The following is an 18607-nucleotide window of genomic DNA, read 5'->3' on the forward strand; positions in this document are numbered from 1 at the left end:
CTATCGCCTGTTGCCCCCACTTGGGTCATCCGCGAGCCTCCGGCCCCACCCCGACGGTGACGTCCTCCCGCTCACGCAAACGGCCCCGGACGAGGAGTCCGAGGCCGACCAGGGCCCCTCCCCGGCGGAGAAATCCCAGTTCAGAGCGATAACGCGTTGTGCCCCCGGCAGGATTCGAACCTGCGACACCCGCTTTAAGCCTGCGTCGTCTGCGCCGGCCCCCCCAGCGCGCCGCCTGCGAGCGGAGCCTCGACGAGGCGCACCTGACGTTCGCACCACTGGACTGACGAGAATTTTCCCGAGTGCGTCGAAGATCCGCCCGGCAGGCGGGCGGGTCGCTCCAGCGGTACTCCTCGCGGTCAGCGCCGACAGGTACCGGGCGGGGCGCAGTTGTTGGGCCGGTTGCCGTACACGGCACTGTGCCGCAACGTGACGGTCCCTGGAATCGCGTTGTAAATGCCGCCGCCGTCTGTTCCGGCGGTATTGCGCGACACCGAGGTACGAACGAGCCGGAGCGTTCCCACGTTGTAGATGCCCCCGCCGGTGCTGGGGGAATGATTACCCACTACCTGGCTGCGCATCAGTGTCGTCGTTCCCTCGTTGTCGACTCCGCCTCCGGGGACTGCCGCGGTACCGGTGTTGCCTGTCACGACACTGTCGATCACATCGGTGGTCATGTGGACGTCGGTGGCGATGCCGCTTCCTCGGTTGTCGGACACCCTGCTCGACCGCACGGTCGCGGTCGCCGTCGGGCCCGGAGTCGAGCCGCCGGTGGCGATACCTCCGATCCCCACGGTTCCGGTGTTGGCGGTGATCTCACTGGCCTTCACCAGCAGGGTCCACCGGTTCCAGATCCCTCCCCCGCCGTAACTCGTGGAGTTGCGGGTGATCTGGCTGTGGTCGATCTCCAGTGGGCCGTCGTTGAGTACGCCTCCGCCCCATCGCGCGAATCCATGAGTGAGCCGGCTGTGCACGAGCTTGAGGCTCGCGGTGGGCACGAAGACGAAGGCGTTACCACCGAAGGAGAAGTTCGGGTCCAGCTTGCCGTTGGTGAGAGTGGTGTTCTCGACGGTCAGGGCGCCATGACCGCTCACCTGCAGAATGCGCATGTCGGGAGCGGTGTTGGCACGGGCCAGTGTGGCCCCGTTGCCTTCGATGGTGATGTTGCCGGTGATGGCGGGCAGCGCGTTGTCTCCGTAGTCGCCCGGAAAGGCACGGCTCAGGATATACGTACACTTCCGGGCGAGTCTGATGACGCCTGAGCCCGCGGCGTTGGCTTCGTTGACGGCGCTGATCAGCGCGGTGTTGTCGTGGCAGGGGATCATCCTGGTGTGGGACTCGGCGGCGTCAGCCGTGACACCCGAGAGGGTCGTCAGTACGGCCGCGGCAACAATGGTGCGCAGGGCGCACGCGGAAAAAGACGGCATGGGCTCTCCCGGCTCGTCGGGTCTCGGTGAAATCACGCCTGCTCTGAACCGGTTCGGCCGGTCAGCCGGTGCAGCCGGGCACGCTGCCGGGCGCCGCAGGCGTCATCACGCAGATGCAGTCTGCGAAGGTCCTGGACCAGAGCGACGGGAAAGGGATGACGCATCCACTTGGCCTGATAGCCGGCCTCGCCGTGCTCCGTGAGCACGTCCTGCGCGGCGTTCAACACTGCGTGGGAGAACAGGCGGCGCGAGTGTGCCGACTGCCAGATCACCGTGCCGTCGGTGTCCGGCAGGCCGGGGCTGACTGCGACATCGGGGAACTTGTAGATGGTCACGCCGATCGCTTCCTCCGTGGCACGGGATGGCGTCCCGCCGGGTGGTGTAGCCGATCAACGGACCGGAACTCGCAGGTCACTCCGGGCACGTCGACCGGCTGGGGCACTCCCGGCGCCTGACCGGGCCACTTCACGTGCCGCGCCGACGTGGAGATCATCGCGAGCCGGGTACCGGAGGGCGAAGCGCCTGATCGCTTACACCACCTCGCGGGACGCGACCTGGCACGGAGCACCCAGCGGAGTTCCTGCGGCTCGGCGTCGAAGAAGAACCGGGTGGTGAGCTGCGGCCCGTACAGCCCGCCGGCGGCTGCCACGAGATCCGCCAACGCGTCGGTGCAGTAGCTGACTACGAGCGAAGCCTGATGGGAGTCATCGGCCAGGTGACACATCGCCCAACCATGGCTCCCGAGCTCCCACTTCAACTGAAGCGCACCCGTTGGCGCCTGAGCAAATGACACAGGGAGCAGGCTATCGGCAGCGATCGGCCCTCAGCTTGGGAAACTGCGGGCATTTACAGGGCGGTTCGAGGGCTGACCTGGGCGAAGGCCTATGCTGGGGGATCGTCGGGCTTGGCTGCTTTCACCGTGCTTCCCCGCCATATCTGGTGTGCTTGTGGTGCGTTTCATCGACGCCTCGCGACACTCGGCGGGCCGCTACAGATCCACACGGGTCTCGCTGTCGCCATGTCTGAGAAGGACGTGCGCCGGCCGGAACGGCAGACTACGCAGAGTCGGTTCCAGGACTTTGAACAGAGCATCGGCATCGGGTCCGTAGGCGTACAAGACGGCTTCGCCCCCTCCGAACTCGTTCCCGTCGACCTCCCCGACGCCTGCCTTCTCGGTCGCTGCCTCCATCGCTTGCTCAGCTTCGTAGATTCGCTCGCGCTGGTCGACATCGCCAAAACCGTCGCTGGCAAGCCGGAAGTGCGCGATCACGGCGTGCTCCTCATTCCCGCAGTCAGGGGCATTGGCTGTCTCCATGCGGTACAGACTGTCATCGAGGTCTGACACCTTCACCGCTATATCCGATTCGGATCCGCCCCACCAACACGCTTTCCAACTGTGGTGGTGGTCCTGAGCAACTCGGACGGGGCCGTTCACCTGCGTTCATGGGTGGCTGACCGCAGGAGCGGCCACCGCCTCCGGCCCTGTCTGAACGGCCGTGAACGGCGCTGAATGAGACGGAAACTGAGACGGACGGCGGGGCCGGGCTCGCTAGCATCGGGGCTGTTGAAAGAGGCGTCATGGGGCTGGTCCGCAAGGGATCACGACGAATCGTTGTCGACAACACGGTCTACCGTTGGCGGCTGCGAGGCAGGCCGACCTACTTCCAGGGCCTGGCCTGGTCACCGTGCTCGTTCGCGGTCGAGCATGCGGACACTCCAGGGTCGACGCTCGTGGTCACCACCGACCAGCCGCATCCGAGCAACTGGATCGGTCGTGAGGCTGAGCCTGTACTGCCGTCTCGTGTGGCTGCGGCTGTTCGACTTGCCCTGATTGATGGTTGGACCCCGACGGCTCCGGGTTCGGCGTTTCACCTCGACCGTCCGCCAACTTCACGCCCTCGTTCTGAGGGCGTGAAGAGTGAGCACCACTTTAGGAGTTCGATCTACGCCCGCGCCTGGGGTCGTCGTCGGCTGGTCCGGCGGTCGCGTGGGGGTGCTGCTGTGTGCTGCCGTCCGGCCTCGTTCATGTCAACGTTGGATGTCACCGAAACAGCTCCGGAACTGGGCAGACCTCCAACGGTTCCTCCGGTCGGTCCGCCCACCGCCACCATGTGTGCCGATCGGGGCACCGCCACAGAGACCGGCAGGTCCTCCGACCGTCTTCGTCCCGCTTGGAGAGCAAGAGACCGCCGGACTTCATGGCCTGGCTGCATTCGGGACAGGACGCGGCCTTCTCGGCCATAGGGCGAACTCCAAGCGGGGCTACCGGTTGATCGGGATCTCGTAGACGATCTCGCAGTGAGCCGCGGGCACCACGATGTCCGCCGTCTCCACGGGCCGCCCGTCGTCGCTGTAGTACGTCCGTCGGATGTGCGTGACGAGTGCGGCCTTCTGGATGCCCAGGAGTGATGCCTCCTCGGCGGTCGCCTGCCGCGGCTCCGGCTGCTCCACGGCATGGCCGACGGTGATGCCGATCGCGGCCATGCGGTTCACGACACCCGCCCCGGCGTGCGGCCCTCCCTCGGGGAGGACGACGAGCGTGCCGGCCGTGAGGTCGTACGGCTCCCAACTCGTCGACAGCTGCACAGGCCTGCCGTCCGCCAGGAACTCGTACGTCGTACGGACGCACAGCTCGCCCTCGGCGATGCCCAGCCGTGCCGCGATCTCCGCCGGCGCCGGCACCTTGGCGTCGGTCCGGCTCTCCCAGTCCCCTTGCCTGCCGACGGCCTTCATGTCCGCGCGGAAGGGCGAGCCGTTGGGCTGCTCGCGCGCCGAGGAACGGACCACCCGCACGCGCTGCCGGGGCTCGGCGACGTACGTGCCCGATCCGGCACGGCCCTCCAACACACCCTGGGAGATCAGCAACTCCTGAGCCCGGCGGACCACGTTCTCGCCCACGCCGCACTCCTCGCCGATCTGGGCGCGGGAGGGCAGGCGGTCTCCCGGCTCCCACACGTGCTCCGCGATCCGTCGCCGAAGTTCGTCGGCGATGCGGAGATAGGGCGGCTGCTCAGGCATATGGAAAATCTAGTCCACTAGCTCTAATCTAGTTAACTAGCTTCACTCAAAGTGATCGCTGGTGACGGAGGCTGCCCTGTGCCCGCTTCGGGAGTTAGCGCGGCGGCCCTCGCCGCCCGGCTGTCCGCCCTCGGGCTGCTCACGCGAGTGGAGGAACACCCCCGGCACACGTCGGTGGAAGCGGAGGTGCCGGACACGCTCTCCGCCGAGTCGTGGCGGGAGGTCCTGGACGTGGTGGCGGAAGCCGACCGCTTCGGTCTCCTCGCCACCAGCATGAACGGCCGCACCCTCTGGGCGGTCGTACGCAAAGCGGTCCCCACGACGGGCGATGTCGGGGGACCGGGCCATCAGCGATAGGAGCTGACTAGCGTGCTCAACCGTATCCGCCGTGCCGTCTCGCTCACCAGAGAGCGGCACTTCCCCAGGGGGCGGCACCGCCGCCCCTTAACGACCTCCGGGCCGGCGGCCACTCCCGCCGCCTCCCTGTCTCCGGACAGGACGACGGTCGTCCGCCGGCGTGACTCCGACGGCGTGAACCACCGGTCAACGCTCAGGGGTGAGGACATCGCACTCGTCCGCCCGTACGTACTGGCCTGGGAGAAGCGCGTGAGAACGCGCGAAGTGGTCGTCGCTCCCTATCTGCCGGCCGACGCGTGGTCGGCCCTGGTGGGGGTCCACTGATGCCTTCCCGTCGACAGACCCGCGTCACGGACACCTCGGCCGTCCCCTACCGATCGACCGCATGCCGGATCGGCACCCACCACGCCTGCGCGGAGTCCTCTCCTGCCTCGGCACCGGTCGACCTTCCGGTGGTGTACGAGGCGTGCGACTTCCCGTGCCATTCGATGTCCGGTCAGACGACGCCTTCGGAGGTGCAGGAGCGGGCACCCGGCGGCACGCTGGCATCCAACGTCGAGGTGACCGCGGCCACCGTGCAGCGCGGTGACATCATCCAACTCGGAGGCCGGGCCTGCCGGGTGCAAGGTCTCTTCCAGCTCGCCCAGGGCGCGAAGCAAATCCTCTTCGACTCGGGCGAGCTGCTGACCATACACACGCGGACCCGGCTCGTCGCCGTGCGGATGATGAGGCGGCGGTGATCCGGTCTGTGTCTCCTCGCCACCACGACATCGCCGACGATCTCCGGCACCAGATCACGACCGGCCACCTCAAGCCCGGCGAACGACTCCCGTCCGAAACCGGCTTGGCCGACCAGTACAAGGTCAGCACAGCAACGCTGCGGAGTGCCCTCGCGGTGCTCCAGGGCGAATGCCTCGTCGAGAAGATCCACGGCAAGGGCAACTTCGTCCGCCGCCCTCTCCGCCGGATCATGTACGTCGGCGGCTGGGGGACGCTGGACCCGTGGACCGCCGCCGAAGCGGCCCTACGCGTTACCGTTCGCACCGCCACGGTCCAGGCCGACGGACACCTGACGACCTCAAAGGCCCCTCACCTCCGAAAATCCGGAGGTGAGGGGCCTTTGAGCTGGTGCCCCCGGCAGGATTCGAACCTGCGACACCCGCTTTAGGAGAGCGGTGCTCTATCCCCTGAGCTACGAAGGCCGGGCTTGGTCGAGGCCCTGTACGGAACTCGGTGGAGTGTCCGTGGGCAGGTCTCTCTGGCAAGCCCTGAGCGTCCTGGGGCGACCGCTGTGGCGTGGGCAGGCTGGGCCTGGTGGCATGCCGCAGCGCCCGCCGGGGCGCTCGATCCACAGGGTACCGGATCGGGGCTCGGGCGGTGCTGGTGTGGGGGTGGGGGACAGGGAGGAGGGCTAGGTGGAGGGGTGGCCGTTTCGGGGAGGCGGCGGTGCTGGGGGTGGGGTGTTGGTGGGATCGCTGGTCGTGTCGTAGCGGGGGCGGCGGTGTGTAGTGCGGGGGCACCAGGGGCGGGTCGGGGCTGGTGCGGGTGGACCAGGGTGGGACGGGTGCGGGGGACGATGTCCGCGACGGCGCCGGAGGGGAGCGTGGGAGGCGCGCGGGATCTCGCGTGTTTCCCCCTTTTCCTGTGGTGTCTGGAGTGATCAGCAGGTGGCTACTCTTCTTTATCGGCTCGGACGGTGGGCCTTCCGGCGGCGCCGGCTTGTGGGTGGGGTGTGGCTGGGTGTCCTGGTGCTGGCCGTCGTCGCCGCAGCCGTGGCGCCGGCCGGGGAGGACGAGGGACTCTCCATGCCCGGTACCGAGTCGCAGAAGGCGTTCGATCTGTTGGACGAGCGCTTCCCGCAGAGTAACTCCCAGGGTGCCGAGGCCCGTTTGGTGTTCCAGGCCCCGGACGGGCAGCGGGTGACGGCCAGGGAGAGCAAGGCGGCCGTCGCGGACACGCTCGGCTCGCTGGAAGGGGGCGATCAGGTCGCGTCGGTCACGGATCCCTTCGAGAGCGATGCTGTCAGTGGGGACGGCACCATCGCCTACTCCACGGTCACCTACACCGTGGACGCCGTCGACCTGACCGACGCGACGAAGAGCGCCCTCGAGGACGCCGCGCACCGGGCCCGGAACGCGGGGCTGACGGTCGAGATCGGCGGCTCGGCCCTGGACGCGGAAGAGGAACCGGGCGGTACGACGGAGATCATCGGTGTGGCGATGGCCGCGGTGGTGCTGGTGCTCGCCCTGGGGTCGCTGGTCGCGGCCGGGCTGTCGCTGCTGACCGCCTTCCTGGGGGTCGCCATCGCCTTCGGCCTGGTCTCCGCGCTGGCCGTTCCGCTGGGCCTGACCTCCACCGTCGCCATCCTGGCGCTGATGCTCGGGCTGGCGGTCGGTATCGACTACGCGCTCTTCATCACCTCCCGCTTCCGTGACGAGCGCGCCGAGGGCCGTGAGCCGGAGGAAGCCGCCGGCCGGGCGGTGGGTACGGCCGGGTCCGCCGTCGTCTTCGCCGGTGCGACCGTCTTCATCGCCCTGGTCGGTCTCGGGGTCGTCGGGATCCCCGAACTCACCAGGATGGGCATGGGTGGTGCGGGTGCCGTGGCCCTCGCCGTGCTCGTCGCCCTGACCCTGGTCCCCGCGCTGTTCGGTTTCTTCGGGGGGCGGGTACTGTCCCGGGCCGTTCGCAAGGCAGACGGGCTGGGGGGCGGACGTGCGCGCGGGGGGCGTGCCGCGGCCGGCCGGCCGGGGCTCGGTACTCGCTGGGCGCGGTTCGTGCTGCGTCGGCCGGTGGCCGTGCTGTTGGTCGCCGGACTCGGTCTCGGGGTGGTGGCCCTGCCGGCGCTGAGTCTCGAACTCGGGCTGCCCGGCGACGAGTCCAAGTCGGTGGAGACCACGCAGCGGCGCGCCTACGACCTGTTGTCGGAAGGCTTCGGGCCCGGATTCAACGGCCCGTTGACCGTGGTGGTGGACTTGTCGGAGTCGGCAGACGACGCCCGGGCCACCACGGATCTGGTCGCCACGACCGTGGAGGGTGTGGACGGGGTGGCGTCGGTCGGCGCCCCGGTTCTCAGCGGGGCCGAGGACACGGCCGTTCTCACCGTCGTCCCGCGGACCGCGCCGAACAGCGGCGAGACCAAGGACCTGGTGCACGCGATCCGGGGTGCGGTGTCCGGCGTCGAGGCCGGCACCGGAGCCGGTGTCCTGGTGACCGGCACCACCGCGATGAACATCGACATCTCCGAAGCCATGTCCGACGCCCTCATCCCCTATCTGACCGTGGTCATCGGCCTGGCGGTGCTCCTGCTGATGGTGGTCTTCCGCTCGGTGCTGGTGCCGGTCAAGGCCGCGCTCGGTTTCCTGCTGTCGGTGGGCGCCGCCTTCGGCGTCCTGGTCGCCGTCTTCCAGTGGGGCTGGGCGGGGGGCGTGATCGGCATCGAGCAGACGGGTCCGGTCATGTCGCTGATGCCGATTCTCATCATCGGCATCGTCTTCGGACTCGCCATGGACTACGAGGTCTTCCTCCTCAGCCGGATGCGGGAGGCCTACACCCATGGTGCGGCCCCCGGCGAGGCGATCGTCAGCGGGTTCCGGCACAGCGGACGCGTGGTGGCCGCGGCGGCGATCATCATGATCAGCGTGTTCGCCGGATTCGTCGGGATGAGCAGCCCGACCATCCAGACGATGGGCGTCGGCCTGGCCGCCGCCGTCGCCTTCGACGCGTTCGTGGTCCGGATGGCGATCGTGCCCGCCGTTCTGGCACTGCTCGGCCACCGGGCCTGGTGGCTGCCTCGTATCCTGAACCGTGTGCTGCCGGATGTGGACGTCGAGGGTGAGGCACTGAGCAGGGCCGTCCCGGCCGCCGCGACCGTGCCGGAGGCGGCGGTGCGGCGACTTCCCGTCGGCCGGGACTGAGTTGACGGCCGTGACGGAACCGGGCGGCGGTGGCTCGCGAGGACGCGACGCGTGGTGGCGGGAGGGCGCGGTCACGGCGACGGCCTTCGCGCTCTGTCTGCTCGGTGGGGTGATACAGGTCGACGACACCCTGTCGGCTCCGTCTGCCGCCGCCTACGTCGTCGCCGTGGCGTCCTGTGCCGTGCTGCCGGTGCGGCACCGGGCGCCCCTGGCCGCCCTGGCGGCCACGACCGCGGTCGGCGTGCTGGTGCCGCTCCTGGGGCTCCTGCTCACTCCGCTGATGGTGGCCCCCGCCCTGATCACCGCCTACTCCCACTCGCTCGTCGCGCGCACCGAACGCCGCGCGGCGAGCGCGGTGTTGCTCATGTCCGCGGCGCTGGCCGCCTCCGTCCCCCTGGGCGGGGACTTCTCGTGGAAGGACGCGAGCAGGATGGCCGTGATGGCGGTGTCCCCCCTGGTGGCCGGCGCCCTCGGCCACTCGGTACGGAACAGGCGCGCCTACCTGGCGGCCGTGGAGGAACGGGCCCGGCGGGCCGAGCAGAGCAGGGAGAGCGAGGCGCGCAGGAGAGTCGACGAGGAACGGGTGCGCATCGCCCGGGAACTGCACGACCTCGTGGCCCATCAGATCACCCTGGCCAACGCGCAGGCCATGGTCGCCGTCCATCTCTTCGACACCCGCCCGGAACAGACCCGTAGGAGCATCGAGGAGCTCGTCGAGACCACCGCCGGCGCGCTCGACGACCTGCGGGCCACGGTCGGCCTGCTGCGCCGGTCCGGGGACGCGGCCACCCCCACCGAACCGGCACCCGGGCTGTCCCAACTGCCCACGCTCCTCCAGTCCTTCGGCCGCGCGGGTCTGCGGGTGTCGGTACGAGAGGAGGGCACGGCCAGGTCACTGGCGCCGGGGGTGGACCTCACCGCCTACCGCATCGTCCAGGAGGCCCTGACCAACGTGACCAAACACGCCGGCACCGGGGACGCGCGGGTGGTCCTCGCCTGGGACCGCCATCACGTGACCATCACCGTCGCCGACGACGGGGAGGGCTCCCGTACGGCGCCGAGCACGTCGACGCGGCCCGGTGCGCCCACCGTGCCCCACAGACCGCCCGGTTACGGTCTGATCGGCATGCGGGAACGCGCCACCGCGGCCGGGGGACACCTCTCCGCGGGCAGGCGCCCGGAGGGTGGCTTCCTCGTCTCCGCCCGGTTGCCCCTGCCACCCGTCAAGAACAGGACACCCGGAACGGGCGATGGACTGGCGGGCGATGGCCTGGCGGGTGACGGGCCGGCGGACAACGGCCTGGCGGGTGACGGAGAGGTCAGGGACACGCCATGACGTACCGGGTGCTCCTCGCCGACGATCAGGCGCTGCTGCGTGGCGCCTTCCGGATGCTTCTCGACAGCGCCGACGACATCACCGTGGTCGGCGAGGCCGGCGACGGCAGGGAGGCGGTGCGCCTCACTCGGGAATTGCGCCCGGACGTGGTGGTCATGGACATCCGTATGCCCGAGGTGGACGGCCTGGCCGCCACGTCGGAGATCTGCGCGGACCCGGACCTGCGGGCCAGCCGCATCCTGATCCTCACCACGTACGAGACCGACGAGTACGTCGCCCAGGCGCTGCGCGCGGGGGCCGGCGGCTTCATCGGCAAGGGCATCGGGGCCGAGGAACTGCTGGACGCCGTGCGCACCGTCGCCGAGGGCGAGACCCTGCTGTCTCCCGCGGCCACCCGCTCCCTGGTGGCCCGCTTCCTGGCCACACCGGAGCCGGTCGCGCCGCGCCGGTCCGCGCAGCTCGCCGCGCTCACCCCGCGCGAACGCGAGATGGTGGCCGCGGTCGCGACCGGCCTGTCCAATCAGGAGATCGCCGACCGGATGTTCCTCAGCCCCTTCACCGTCCGCGCCCACGTCCAGCGCGCCATGACGAAGCTGGAGGCCCGCGACCGGGCGCAACTCGTCGTCATCGCCTATCAAACGGGCCTGGCCCACGCCGCCCCCGACGACGGCACGGGCCATCCGGCGTGATCCGGGAGGACCAGGAACAAGCCCCACCGGGGGCGTGCGCGGTGTGTCCCGCACGCCCCCGGTGAGGTGAGGTGGTTCCGGGTCATGGCCTTCGGGCGAATGCGGGCAGGGTGAGGGCCGAGTGGGCCGGGCGGGCTGCCGCGGAGGGCAGGGTGTCGAGGCCACGCAGCAGGGTGTTGCGTTGTTCCAGGGCCTGCGCCGTGGTGGGGAAGAGCGTGGCGGCACCGCTGTCGACCAGCGCCTGATTCATGGTCACGAACGGGCGGATGCCGCGTTCGTAGGCGGCGAGGCCCGCGGTGTGGTCCCGGTGCGTGGCCAGGGCGTGGGCCAGCATGTAGGCGCCGACCAGCGCGAGGCTCGACCCCTGTCCGGTGAGGAACGAGGGTGCGTACGCGGCGTCGCCGACGAGCGCGACACGGCCGCTGGACCAGTGGGGCATACGGATCTGACCGACCGTGTCGAAGAACAGGTCGTCCGCGTCGCGCAGGGCGTCGACCATGGCGGGGACCTTCCAGCCCGCGCCCGCGAAGGCCGTGGCGACCAGGTCCCACTGGGCGTCGGGGTCCCGCAGGGCGTCGACCTGTGGGTGTGGCCGGTGGAAGGTCAGGAAGGCGTGCAGCTCGTCCTGGTCCCCGACGGCGTAGAGGGCGGCTGCTCTTCCCGGGGTGTTCCACATCATGATTTCGTGGGAGAGCCCGGCGGTGTTCGGCATGGTGAAGAGGGCGAAGCAGTACCCGAGGTAGCGGTGGAACCGGTCTTCGGGGCCGAACAGCGACTCCCGGGTGGGTGAGTGCATACCGTCGGCGCCGACCACCAGGTCGAAGGTGCGCCGCTGCCCGCCGCGGAACGTGACGTCGACGCCCCGACCGTGCTGTTCGAGGGTGTCGATGGAGTCGTTGAACAGGAACTCCACGTCGTCGCGGACCACCGCGTGGAGGACCCTCGCCAGATCCCCGCGACGCACCTCCAGGTCCTGTGACCCGGCACCGTCCGCGACGGCACGCGGGGTGAGGGCGACGATCTCGCCGCCCTCCGCGTCGAGGAAGGTGGCGCGACGCGATGCGATGTGCGCGTCCCGCAGGCGCGGCAGTACGCCCATCCGCCGGACCACCTCGGTCGCGGTGCCACGGATGTCGATGGGGTAGCCACCGTCGCGCAGCGCGCCCGCCTTCTCCACCACGGTGACCGCGCATCCGGACCGGTGCAGCCAGTACGCCAGCGCGGGTCCGGCAATACTGGCCCCGGAGATCAGAACCTTGCGCTTCACGGTCGTACGCACGCTCCTCGACGAACCGGTGGGTGTCATGCCCGGACTCCTTTCCTGGTGAGGCGGACGACGAGCAGGGACGACGCGGTGACGAGGCCGGAGACGGCGAACCCGGTGACGAAGGCCGATTCGGCCGGCAGGCCCGTCACGGGGTCGACCCCGGCGTCGAGGATCGCCCCGGCGACCTGGGCGCCCAGGGCGACGCCGATCACGCGCGTGACGACGAGCAGGCTGGTGGCGACGCCGATGTCCTTGGTCTCGACGGCGGTGGCGGTGCCGGCGAGCAACGCGGTGGTTCCCGCTCCGGCGGCGAACGCGGTCAGCACCTTCGCGAGGGCCGGCTGCCATTCCGCGGTGTGCAGCGACGCCAGGGCGATCATCGTCGCCGCCGTGACGACGGTGCCGACAACGACCACGGCTCGCGGACCGAAGCGCCGCGCCGCGATCCCGCCGACCGAGTCGCTCACCGCGCCGGCGATGGCGCCGGGCAGCAGGAACAGTCCGATGTCGGTGGTGTCGGCTCCGAAGCCGTACCCGTCGGCCGGTGCCGCGAACAACTGCGGGAGCAGGAAGAGCACCATGCCGGAGCCGGCGCTGATGACGAAGGTGAGCGCGCAGGCGTTCCATACCGTGGGCTTCGCCAGCATGCGGAGATCGACCATCGGAGAGGCCGCCCGGCGTTCGACGACGACCCACCCGGCCGCGAGGGCGGCCACGACGACCGCGAGGGCGACGACCGTGAGGGGCGGCAGGCCACCGTCCCTCGTCACCGTCACGAGCCCGAGCATGAACGTGAGCAACGTGGCACTCAGCAGAACCGTGCCGGGCCAGTCGATCCGGCTGTCGGACGGCATCGGCGGATCATGGGGCATCAGCAGGCTCACGACCGGCGTCGTCACGATGATCGCGATCGTCGGCAGCGCGAACATCCACTGCCAGGACAGCCCTTCCGCGATCGGCCCGGCGAACAGCATGCCCACCATGCTGCCGCCCGTGAACAGCGCGACGACCACTCCGATCGCCGCCTGTGACTGTCCCGTGGTGAGGTGTTTGCGCACCAGGATGAAGGAGAGGGGCAGCGCGCCCACCATGACGCCCTGCAACACCTGACCGAACAGCAGCACCGGCAGATTCGGCGCCAGGGCGGCCGACAGACCGCCCATCGAGACCACGGCCATCAGCCGCACCAGCACCCGCTTCCCGCCGTAGCGGTCGCCGAGCGCGCCCGCGACGGGTGTGACGACGGCGCCGGTGATGAGCAACGTGTTGCCGATCAGAGCCCCTTCGGCGGGACTGACCCCCAGCTCACGCTGGAGCAGCGGGAGGGCGGGCTCCACCACCGACTGCAGGGTGCCGAGGGCGAGTGCCAGGATGCCGAGGGCCGTGATCGGCAGCCACCCGACGCGAACCGGTGGGACGGCGACGGTTTCGTCCACGGAGGTCGTGCTCACCGGATCACGTCCAGCGGTTCGGACGCCTTCTGAGACCCGGTACCGGGTAACGCCCTCCGTGACCCGGTACCGGGTCCGGTACCGGGTAAGGAGAGCCGTGGACCGACCACGAGCGGGCGCCGCCGGAAGGTCCACCGTCCGGACCGCCGTTCGGTCCGGTAAGGAAAAGTAGCCATCTGCTGATCACTCCAGACACCACAGGGGGAAGGGAACGCGCGGGATCCCGCGCGCCTCTCACACTTCCCTCCGGCGTCCTCGCGGGCATCGTCCCCCGCAGCCGTCCCGGCCCGGTGCGCCCGGACCAGCCACCCACCGCTCCTGGTGCCCACGCACTACACACCGCCCCCGGCCCCGAACGGAGGGACACCGCAGGGGGCGGGTGTCAGCTCGGGGAGGTGCGGGTGACCCGGATCCGGTACTGCTGTTCCCCGGACGCCACCACCGCCACGCGGATGCCTTCGCCGCGGTCCACGAAGCTCTCGCCCGGGGTGAAGGTGGCGTCCGAGAGCTCCGCGTGGACGTTGGGGGTGCGGGTGCAGCCGCCGCTGTCCCGGGTGGCGTCGTGGACGGTGATCGGGCCCATGCCGGTGTCCACGTCCGCGTCGACGTGGTAGATGAGGATGCCGGGGCGGCACACCGCCTCGTCGTTGCCGGCGCGGGTGCGCAGTTCGACGGCGTAGCCGGAGTGGGCGTCCACGGGGATGAAGACGAGTTTCGGGCCGCCCTTGAGCGCCAGGGGGGTGAGGACGTACTCCCGTGTGCCCCGGCTCGCCGCGCAGCCGACCTGGGAGGCGTCCAGCCAGCCCAGTTTCCACTTGTGCCAGGCGAGGAAGTCGTTGTTGGCGCCCCAGTCCTCGCTCATGATGTCCCAGTGCCCCACCGCTCCGCCGCCCTCGGCGGTGTAGAGGTCGGGCAGGCCGAAGACGTGGCCGTTCTCGTGCGGCAGGACGCGGTAGCCGGTGCGGTCGTAGGAGCCGGAGCCGTCGTCCTGGCGGGAGTAGACGAAGGACGCGTTGGAGACGGGGACGCCGTCGGCTCGCGGGGCCTCCCCGTTGCCGGCGAAGGTGACGGACAGGACCGTGTCGAGGGCGGCCGGTCCCGCGTTGGGGGTCACCAGCACGTTGAGCAGGTCGTACGCCTGGAAGTCCACCTCGGGATCGGCCTCCGCCACGATGTCGCGGACCAGCGCGCGGTAGCCGGGTTCGAAGGGGGCGCCGCGCTCTATGCCGTACGCGCGGAACGACTTGGGCATGCGCAGCCAGTCGGGGACGGGGAGCTCGGGGCGGTAGTCGAGGCGGCCGTAGGAACTGGTCGCGAACCATTCCCGGGTCTGGGGGAAGAACTCCCGGTAGCGGTCGAGGGCGTCGCCGTCGCCGGGCGCGTCGGAGAAGTCGATCATCAGGGTGAGGGCGCGGACGGTGCCGGTGGAGCGGGTGTAGCCGGGGCCGGTGGGGATGCCCTCGGACATCTGGACCTCCCGGGCGCTGCCGATCAGGCAGGGGCCGTGGGCGGAGGTGTGGGAGAGGGCGCTCGGGCCGGCGCCGTGGGCGGAGGTGCCGGGGGAGAGGTGACCGTTGCCGGCCGAGGTGCACAGGGCGAGGGTCAGGGCGGACATGGAGGCGAGGGCGGCCAGGCGGCGCGGGGATATCCGGCGTCGGCTCGGCTGCGGCTGCATGCGGGGACCTCCGCTCCACACGGCAGCCGCCCGTCTCCGACTGCACCCTCCTGGTCACCCTGCGTCGCCGGGTGTGTCGGCGCTCGCTGGGAGGGCCGATCGTGCGGCGCGCCCGCGCGTGGAGCGGCGGCGCCCCTTGGGTGCAGCGTCGCGACGCCCTCGCGTGGAATGTGGTGTGGGTCACACGAATTCTTCGCGGCCGCGGGAAATAAGCGGGGATCCCTTCCCCGTTTAGACCTGTGTCCGCGCGAAACGGGGACCGACTCCCCGGATCCGGGACAGCAGAGAGCGGCAGGACACCGGCCGGCTACACCGGCCGGCCGCAGCGACCAGTTACACCGACCGGCATACCGACCAGTTACACCGACCGGTCATACCCACCAGCCATCCGACCGAGGAGTGCACCGTGCAGACCGCGACCCCCGTCACGCGCAAGGCGTCCCGGCCCCGCGCCGACGCCCTGCGCAACCGGGAGCGGATCGTCGCCGCCGCCCGCGAGATGTTCGTCGAGCTCGGGTGCGAGGTGCCGCTCGACGACGTCGCCCGCCGGGCCGGCGTCGGCAATGCCACGGTGTACCGCAACTTCCCCGACCGTGACGCGCTGATGCGCGAGGTCGTCTGCTCCGTGATGGACCGTACGGTGCGGGCGGCCGAGCAGGCGCTGAGCGAGACCGGGGACGCCTTCGAGGCGCTGGAGCGGTTCGCGCACGCGGCCGCCGACGAGCGGATCAGCGCGCTGTGCCCGATGGTCTCCAGCACCTTCGACCAGCACCACCCCGACCTGGAGGACGCGCGCAGGCGGGTCGAGCGCCTCGTCGCCCAGCTGATGGACCGCGCCAAGGCGGCAGGCCGGCTCCGGGCCGACGTGGAGTACGGCGACCTGATGGTGGGCGTCGCCCAGCTGAGCCGGCCCCCGGCCGGTACGGGGTGCGACCACGCCGACCGCTTCGTCCACCGCCATCTGCAGCTGTTCCTGGACGGGATGCGGGCCCCGGCCCGGACCACCCTGCCGGGTTCCCCCGTGACCGTGGAGGATCTGCGCCGCTGAGCCAGCCCTGAACCCCCGTCCGCGCCGCCCGTCCTGAGCACGGGCTTCGCTTCGAACGGCCGTCCCGGGGACGAGCCGTTCCTTGAAGACACCCGATTTTTCCTTACACATTCGCGATTTCCGTCACAAGTACCGAAGTGGGTACCCCCATGTCTGAAACAGTCTCAACGGCCGGAAAGGCCCTGGGCGGCGGCCCTGACACCAACCGCTGGAAAGCGCTCGTCTTCATCGCGCTCGCCCAGCTGATGGTCGTCCTGGACGCCACCATCGTGAATATCGCCCTGCCCTCCGCCCAGCAGGACCTGGGCATCTCGGACGGCAACCGCCAGTGGGTGGTCACCGCCTACGCCCTCACCTTCGGCGGTCTGCTGCTGTTCGGCGGCCGGATAGCCGACCTGTGGGGACGCAAGCGGGCCTTCGTCCTGGGTCTGGGCGGCTTCGCGCTGGCCTCCGCGCTCGGTGGCGCGGCGACCAACGAGGCCATGATGTTCGGCGCCCGCGCGCTGCAGGGCGCGTTCGGCGCGCTGCTCGCGCCCGCCGCGCTGTCCCTGCTCGCGGTGATGTTCACCGACGGCAAGGAGCGCGCCAAGGCGTTCGGCATCTACGGTGCGATCGCCGGTGGCGGTGGCGCCGTGGGTCTGATCCTCGGTGGTTTCCTCACCGAGTACCTGGACTGGCGCTGGACGTTCTTCGTGAACATCCCGTTCGCCGTCGTCGCGGCGGCCGGCGCGTACTTCGTCATCCGTGAGCCCGCCGGCGGCCGCAACCGCTCGCCGCTCGACATCCCCGGTGTGGTGCTGTCCACCCTGGGCCTGGTCGCGCTGGTCTACGGCTTCACCCGCGCGGAGTCCGAGGGCTGGAGCGACTCCCTGACGGTCGCGATGTTCGTCGCCTCGGCCGTGCTGCTCGCCGCCTTCGTGGCCGTCGAGGCCCGGGTCAAGGCGCCGTTGCTGCCGCTGCGTGTGATCACCGAGCGCAACCGTGGCGGGGTCTACCTCTCGCTGGGCCTGGCGATCATCGCGATGTTCGGTCTGTTCCTCTTCCTGACGTACTACCTGCAGGTCGTGAAGGGGTACTCGCCGGTGCGGACCGGGTTCGCCTTCCTGCCGATGGTCGCGGGCATGATCACGGGGTCGACGCAGATCGGCGCCCGGCTGATGACCCGGGTCGCGCCCCGGCTGCTGATGGGCCCCGGCTTCCTGGCCGCGGCGCTCGGCATGCTGCTGCTGACCCAGCTGGAGATCGGCAGCTCGTACGCGGCCGTGCTGCTGCCGGGCATGCTGCTGCTCGGCCTCGGCATGGGTACGGCGTTCATGCCGGCCATGTCGCTGGCCACCCTGGGGGTGGAGCCGCGTGACTCCGGTGTCGCCTCCGCGATGGTCAACACCTCGCAGCAGGTGGGCGGTGCGATCGGTACGGCCCTGCTGAACACGATCGCCGCCTCGACCACCACGTCCTACGTCGCCGACCACATCGGCGGTGCCACGAGCCGCTCCCAGCAGCAGCTCGTCCAGCTTCAGGGGCAGGTGGAGGGCTACACCAGCGCGATCTGGTTCGCGGTCGGGATCCTGGTGGCGGCCGCGGCGATCGCCCTCACCCTGATCAACGCGGGCCGGCCGGGCGGTACGGCGGTCGCCGGGTCCGCCGAACGGGCCGTCGAGGACGAGCGGGCGGTGCCGGTGGCCGTGCACTGACGGCCCGCCCCGCACCACCCGGACACACCACCGTGCGGAGGAGGAGGGGACGCCTCCTCCGTACGGCTCGCCGGACCTGCCCCGGCTTCCGCCGCGTCAGCGGAGCCAGGGCAGGTCCGCACCCGCTTCGCTCGGCTGGAGTCCCTCGGCGACGATCCGCATGATCTCGCCGAGGGACTTCTGCTGTTCCGGGGTGAGCCGGCCGAACACGGCCTGGCGTACGGCCTCCACATGACCGGGCGCGTGCCGGGTCAGCACCTCCAGGCCCTCGTCGGTCAGTACGGCGAACTGGCCCCGCTTGTCGGAGGGGCAGTCCTCACGGCGTACCCAGCCGCTCTTCTCCAGCCGGGCGACGGCGTGCGAGAGGCGGGAGCGGGTGATCTTCGCGGACATCGCCAGTTCCGTCATCCGCAGGCGCCGGTCCGGGGCCTCCGCGAGCTTGACCAGCAGGCCGTAGTACACGTGCGGCATTCCCGCGTCACGCTGGAGCTGACGGTCGAGATGGTCCTCCAGAAGGGTGGTGGCGTCGATGTACGCGCGCCAGACACGCTGTTCCTCGTCGGTGAGCCAGCGCGGTTCCTCGGAGTCTGCGGATGCGGGTGCCGTCTTCATGTCCTCCACTGTACGAGGAACCTCCTTGAATGTTAAACAAAAATGACGTACTGTCGACGATGGAAGTTGAGAGTTCAAATAACACGAGTAACCTCCAGCACCTCAGGGAAGCCTGCCGA

Annotated in this window: 16 protein-coding genes, 1 tRNA gene and 1 pseudogene; 9 read left to right on the forward strand and 9 right to left on the reverse strand. The window is 70.2% G+C overall.

Translation table 11 applies throughout. The features are described from left to right. Positions 1-359: 359 nt before the first annotated feature. The 4 genes from ACIF9R_RS09195 to ACIF9R_RS09210 form a co-directional block, all read right to left on the reverse strand. Complete coding sequence (locus tag ACIF9R_RS09195) at positions 360-1427, reverse strand: hypothetical protein (protein ID WP_399976436.1); 1068 nt, start codon at positions 1425-1427, stop codon at positions 360-362. A 32-nt stretch (positions 1428-1459) separates the two neighbouring features. Continuing rightward, on the reverse strand, positions 1460-1762 hold the full coding sequence (locus tag ACIF9R_RS09200) for a hypothetical protein (RefSeq protein WP_399976439.1): 303 nt from the start codon (positions 1760-1762) through the stop codon (positions 1460-1462). Positions 1763-2415: 653 nt separating this feature from the next. Next, positions 2416-2742 (reverse strand): hypothetical protein, encoded by a 327-nt coding sequence (locus ACIF9R_RS09205; RefSeq protein ID WP_399976441.1) that lies wholly within the window; start codon positions 2740-2742, stop codon positions 2416-2418. A gap of 947 nt (positions 2743-3689) precedes the next feature. Beyond that, positions 3690-4445, reverse strand: a complete 756-nt coding sequence (locus tag ACIF9R_RS09210; protein WP_399976444.1) for a GntR family transcriptional regulator — start codon at positions 4443-4445, stop codon at positions 3690-3692. Positions 4446-4523: 78 nt separating this feature from the next. Here ACIF9R_RS09210 and ACIF9R_RS09215 point away from each other — a divergent pair, with 78 nt between their 5' ends. From ACIF9R_RS09215 to ACIF9R_RS09230, 4 genes and pseudogenes are all read left to right on the forward strand, one after another. Then, positions 4524-4802: a hypothetical protein gene (locus ACIF9R_RS09215; protein ID WP_399976447.1), complete on the forward strand. Its 279-nt coding sequence runs from the start codon at positions 4524-4526 to the stop codon at positions 4800-4802. 12 nt (positions 4803-4814) lie between these two features. Further along, entirely contained in the window at positions 4815-5126 is a 312-nt protein-coding gene (locus tag ACIF9R_RS09220) for a hypothetical protein (protein ID WP_399976450.1), read from the forward strand. Positions 5127-5317: 191 nt separating this feature from the next. After that, entirely contained in the window at positions 5318-5542 is a 225-nt protein-coding gene (locus tag ACIF9R_RS09225; RefSeq protein WP_399976668.1) for a hypothetical protein, read from the forward strand. Positions 5543-5550: 8 nt separating this feature from the next. Continuing rightward, positions 5551-5880: pseudogene (locus ACIF9R_RS09230) on the forward strand (GntR family transcriptional regulator); the annotation flags it as partial. Between the two features lie 48 nt (positions 5881-5928). Here the strand turns inward: ACIF9R_RS09230 and ACIF9R_RS09235 are convergent. Further along, positions 5929-6004, reverse strand: a tRNA-Arg gene (locus ACIF9R_RS09235). A 465-nt stretch (positions 6005-6469) separates the two neighbouring features. Between ACIF9R_RS09235 and ACIF9R_RS09240 the strand changes: the two genes are divergently transcribed. Genes ACIF9R_RS09240 through ACIF9R_RS09250 form a run of 3 tightly spaced genes read left to right on the forward strand, consistent with a single transcriptional unit; the run spans position 6470 to position 10741 of the window. Further along, positions 6470-8716 carry an MMPL family transporter gene (locus ACIF9R_RS09240; protein ID WP_399976453.1) on the forward strand — a complete coding sequence of 749 codons (2247 nt, stop codon included), beginning with the start codon at positions 6470-6472 and terminating at the stop codon, positions 8714-8716. Between the two features lie 10 nt (positions 8717-8726). Continuing rightward, positions 8727-10052, forward strand: coding sequence for a sensor histidine kinase (locus tag ACIF9R_RS09245; protein WP_399976456.1), 1326 nt, complete (start codon positions 8727-8729; stop codon positions 10050-10052). Next, complete coding sequence (locus ACIF9R_RS09250) at positions 10049-10741, forward strand: response regulator (RefSeq protein ID WP_399976459.1); 693 nt, start codon at positions 10049-10051, stop codon at positions 10739-10741. Before ACIF9R_RS09245 ends, ACIF9R_RS09250 begins: the two co-directional genes overlap by 4 nt. Before the next feature lie 82 nt (positions 10742-10823). On the opposite strand, the gene ACIF9R_RS09255 is transcribed toward ACIF9R_RS09250, so the two are convergent. The 3 genes from ACIF9R_RS09255 to ACIF9R_RS09265 all read right to left on the reverse strand — a co-directional run bounded on the left by ACIF9R_RS09255 (position 10824) and on the right by ACIF9R_RS09265 (position 15134). Beyond that, a complete protein-coding gene (locus tag ACIF9R_RS09255) occupies positions 10824-12047 on the reverse strand; it encodes an FAD-dependent monooxygenase (RefSeq protein ID WP_399976462.1) in 1224 nt (407 codons plus the stop codon). Beyond that, positions 12044-13459, reverse strand: a complete 1416-nt coding sequence (locus tag ACIF9R_RS09260; RefSeq protein ID WP_399976465.1) for an MFS transporter — start codon at positions 13457-13459, stop codon at positions 12044-12046. The genes ACIF9R_RS09255 and ACIF9R_RS09260 overlap by 4 nt, the downstream gene beginning before the upstream one ends. 382 nt (positions 13460-13841) lie before the next feature. After that, the gene (locus ACIF9R_RS09265; RefSeq protein ID WP_399976467.1) at positions 13842-15134 is read right to left on the reverse strand and encodes a M6 family metalloprotease domain-containing protein; all 1293 of its coding nucleotides are present in this window, start codon (positions 15132-15134) and stop codon (positions 13842-13844) included. A 406-nt stretch (positions 15135-15540) separates the two neighbouring features. On the opposite strand from ACIF9R_RS09265, the gene ACIF9R_RS09270 reads away from it, so the two are divergent. After that, positions 15541-16182, forward strand: a complete 642-nt coding sequence (locus ACIF9R_RS09270; RefSeq protein ID WP_399976470.1) for a TetR/AcrR family transcriptional regulator — start codon at positions 15541-15543, stop codon at positions 16180-16182. 149 nt (positions 16183-16331) lie between these two features. Further along, positions 16332-17876, forward strand: a complete 1545-nt coding sequence (locus ACIF9R_RS09275) for an MFS transporter (RefSeq protein ID WP_399976473.1) — start codon at positions 16332-16334, stop codon at positions 17874-17876. A 96-nt stretch (positions 17877-17972) separates the two neighbouring features. On the opposite strand, the gene ACIF9R_RS09280 is transcribed toward ACIF9R_RS09275, so the two are convergent. Then, the gene (locus tag ACIF9R_RS09280; RefSeq protein WP_399976476.1) at positions 17973-18488 is read right to left on the reverse strand and encodes a MarR family winged helix-turn-helix transcriptional regulator; all 516 of its coding nucleotides are present in this window, start codon (positions 18486-18488) and stop codon (positions 17973-17975) included. Between the last annotated feature and the right edge of the window lie 119 nt (positions 18489-18607).

The sequence above is a fragment of the Streptomyces sp. NPDC086080 genome, from assembly GCF_044540255.1.
Lineage (GTDB): Bacteria > Actinomycetota > Actinomycetes > Streptomycetales > Streptomycetaceae > Streptomyces.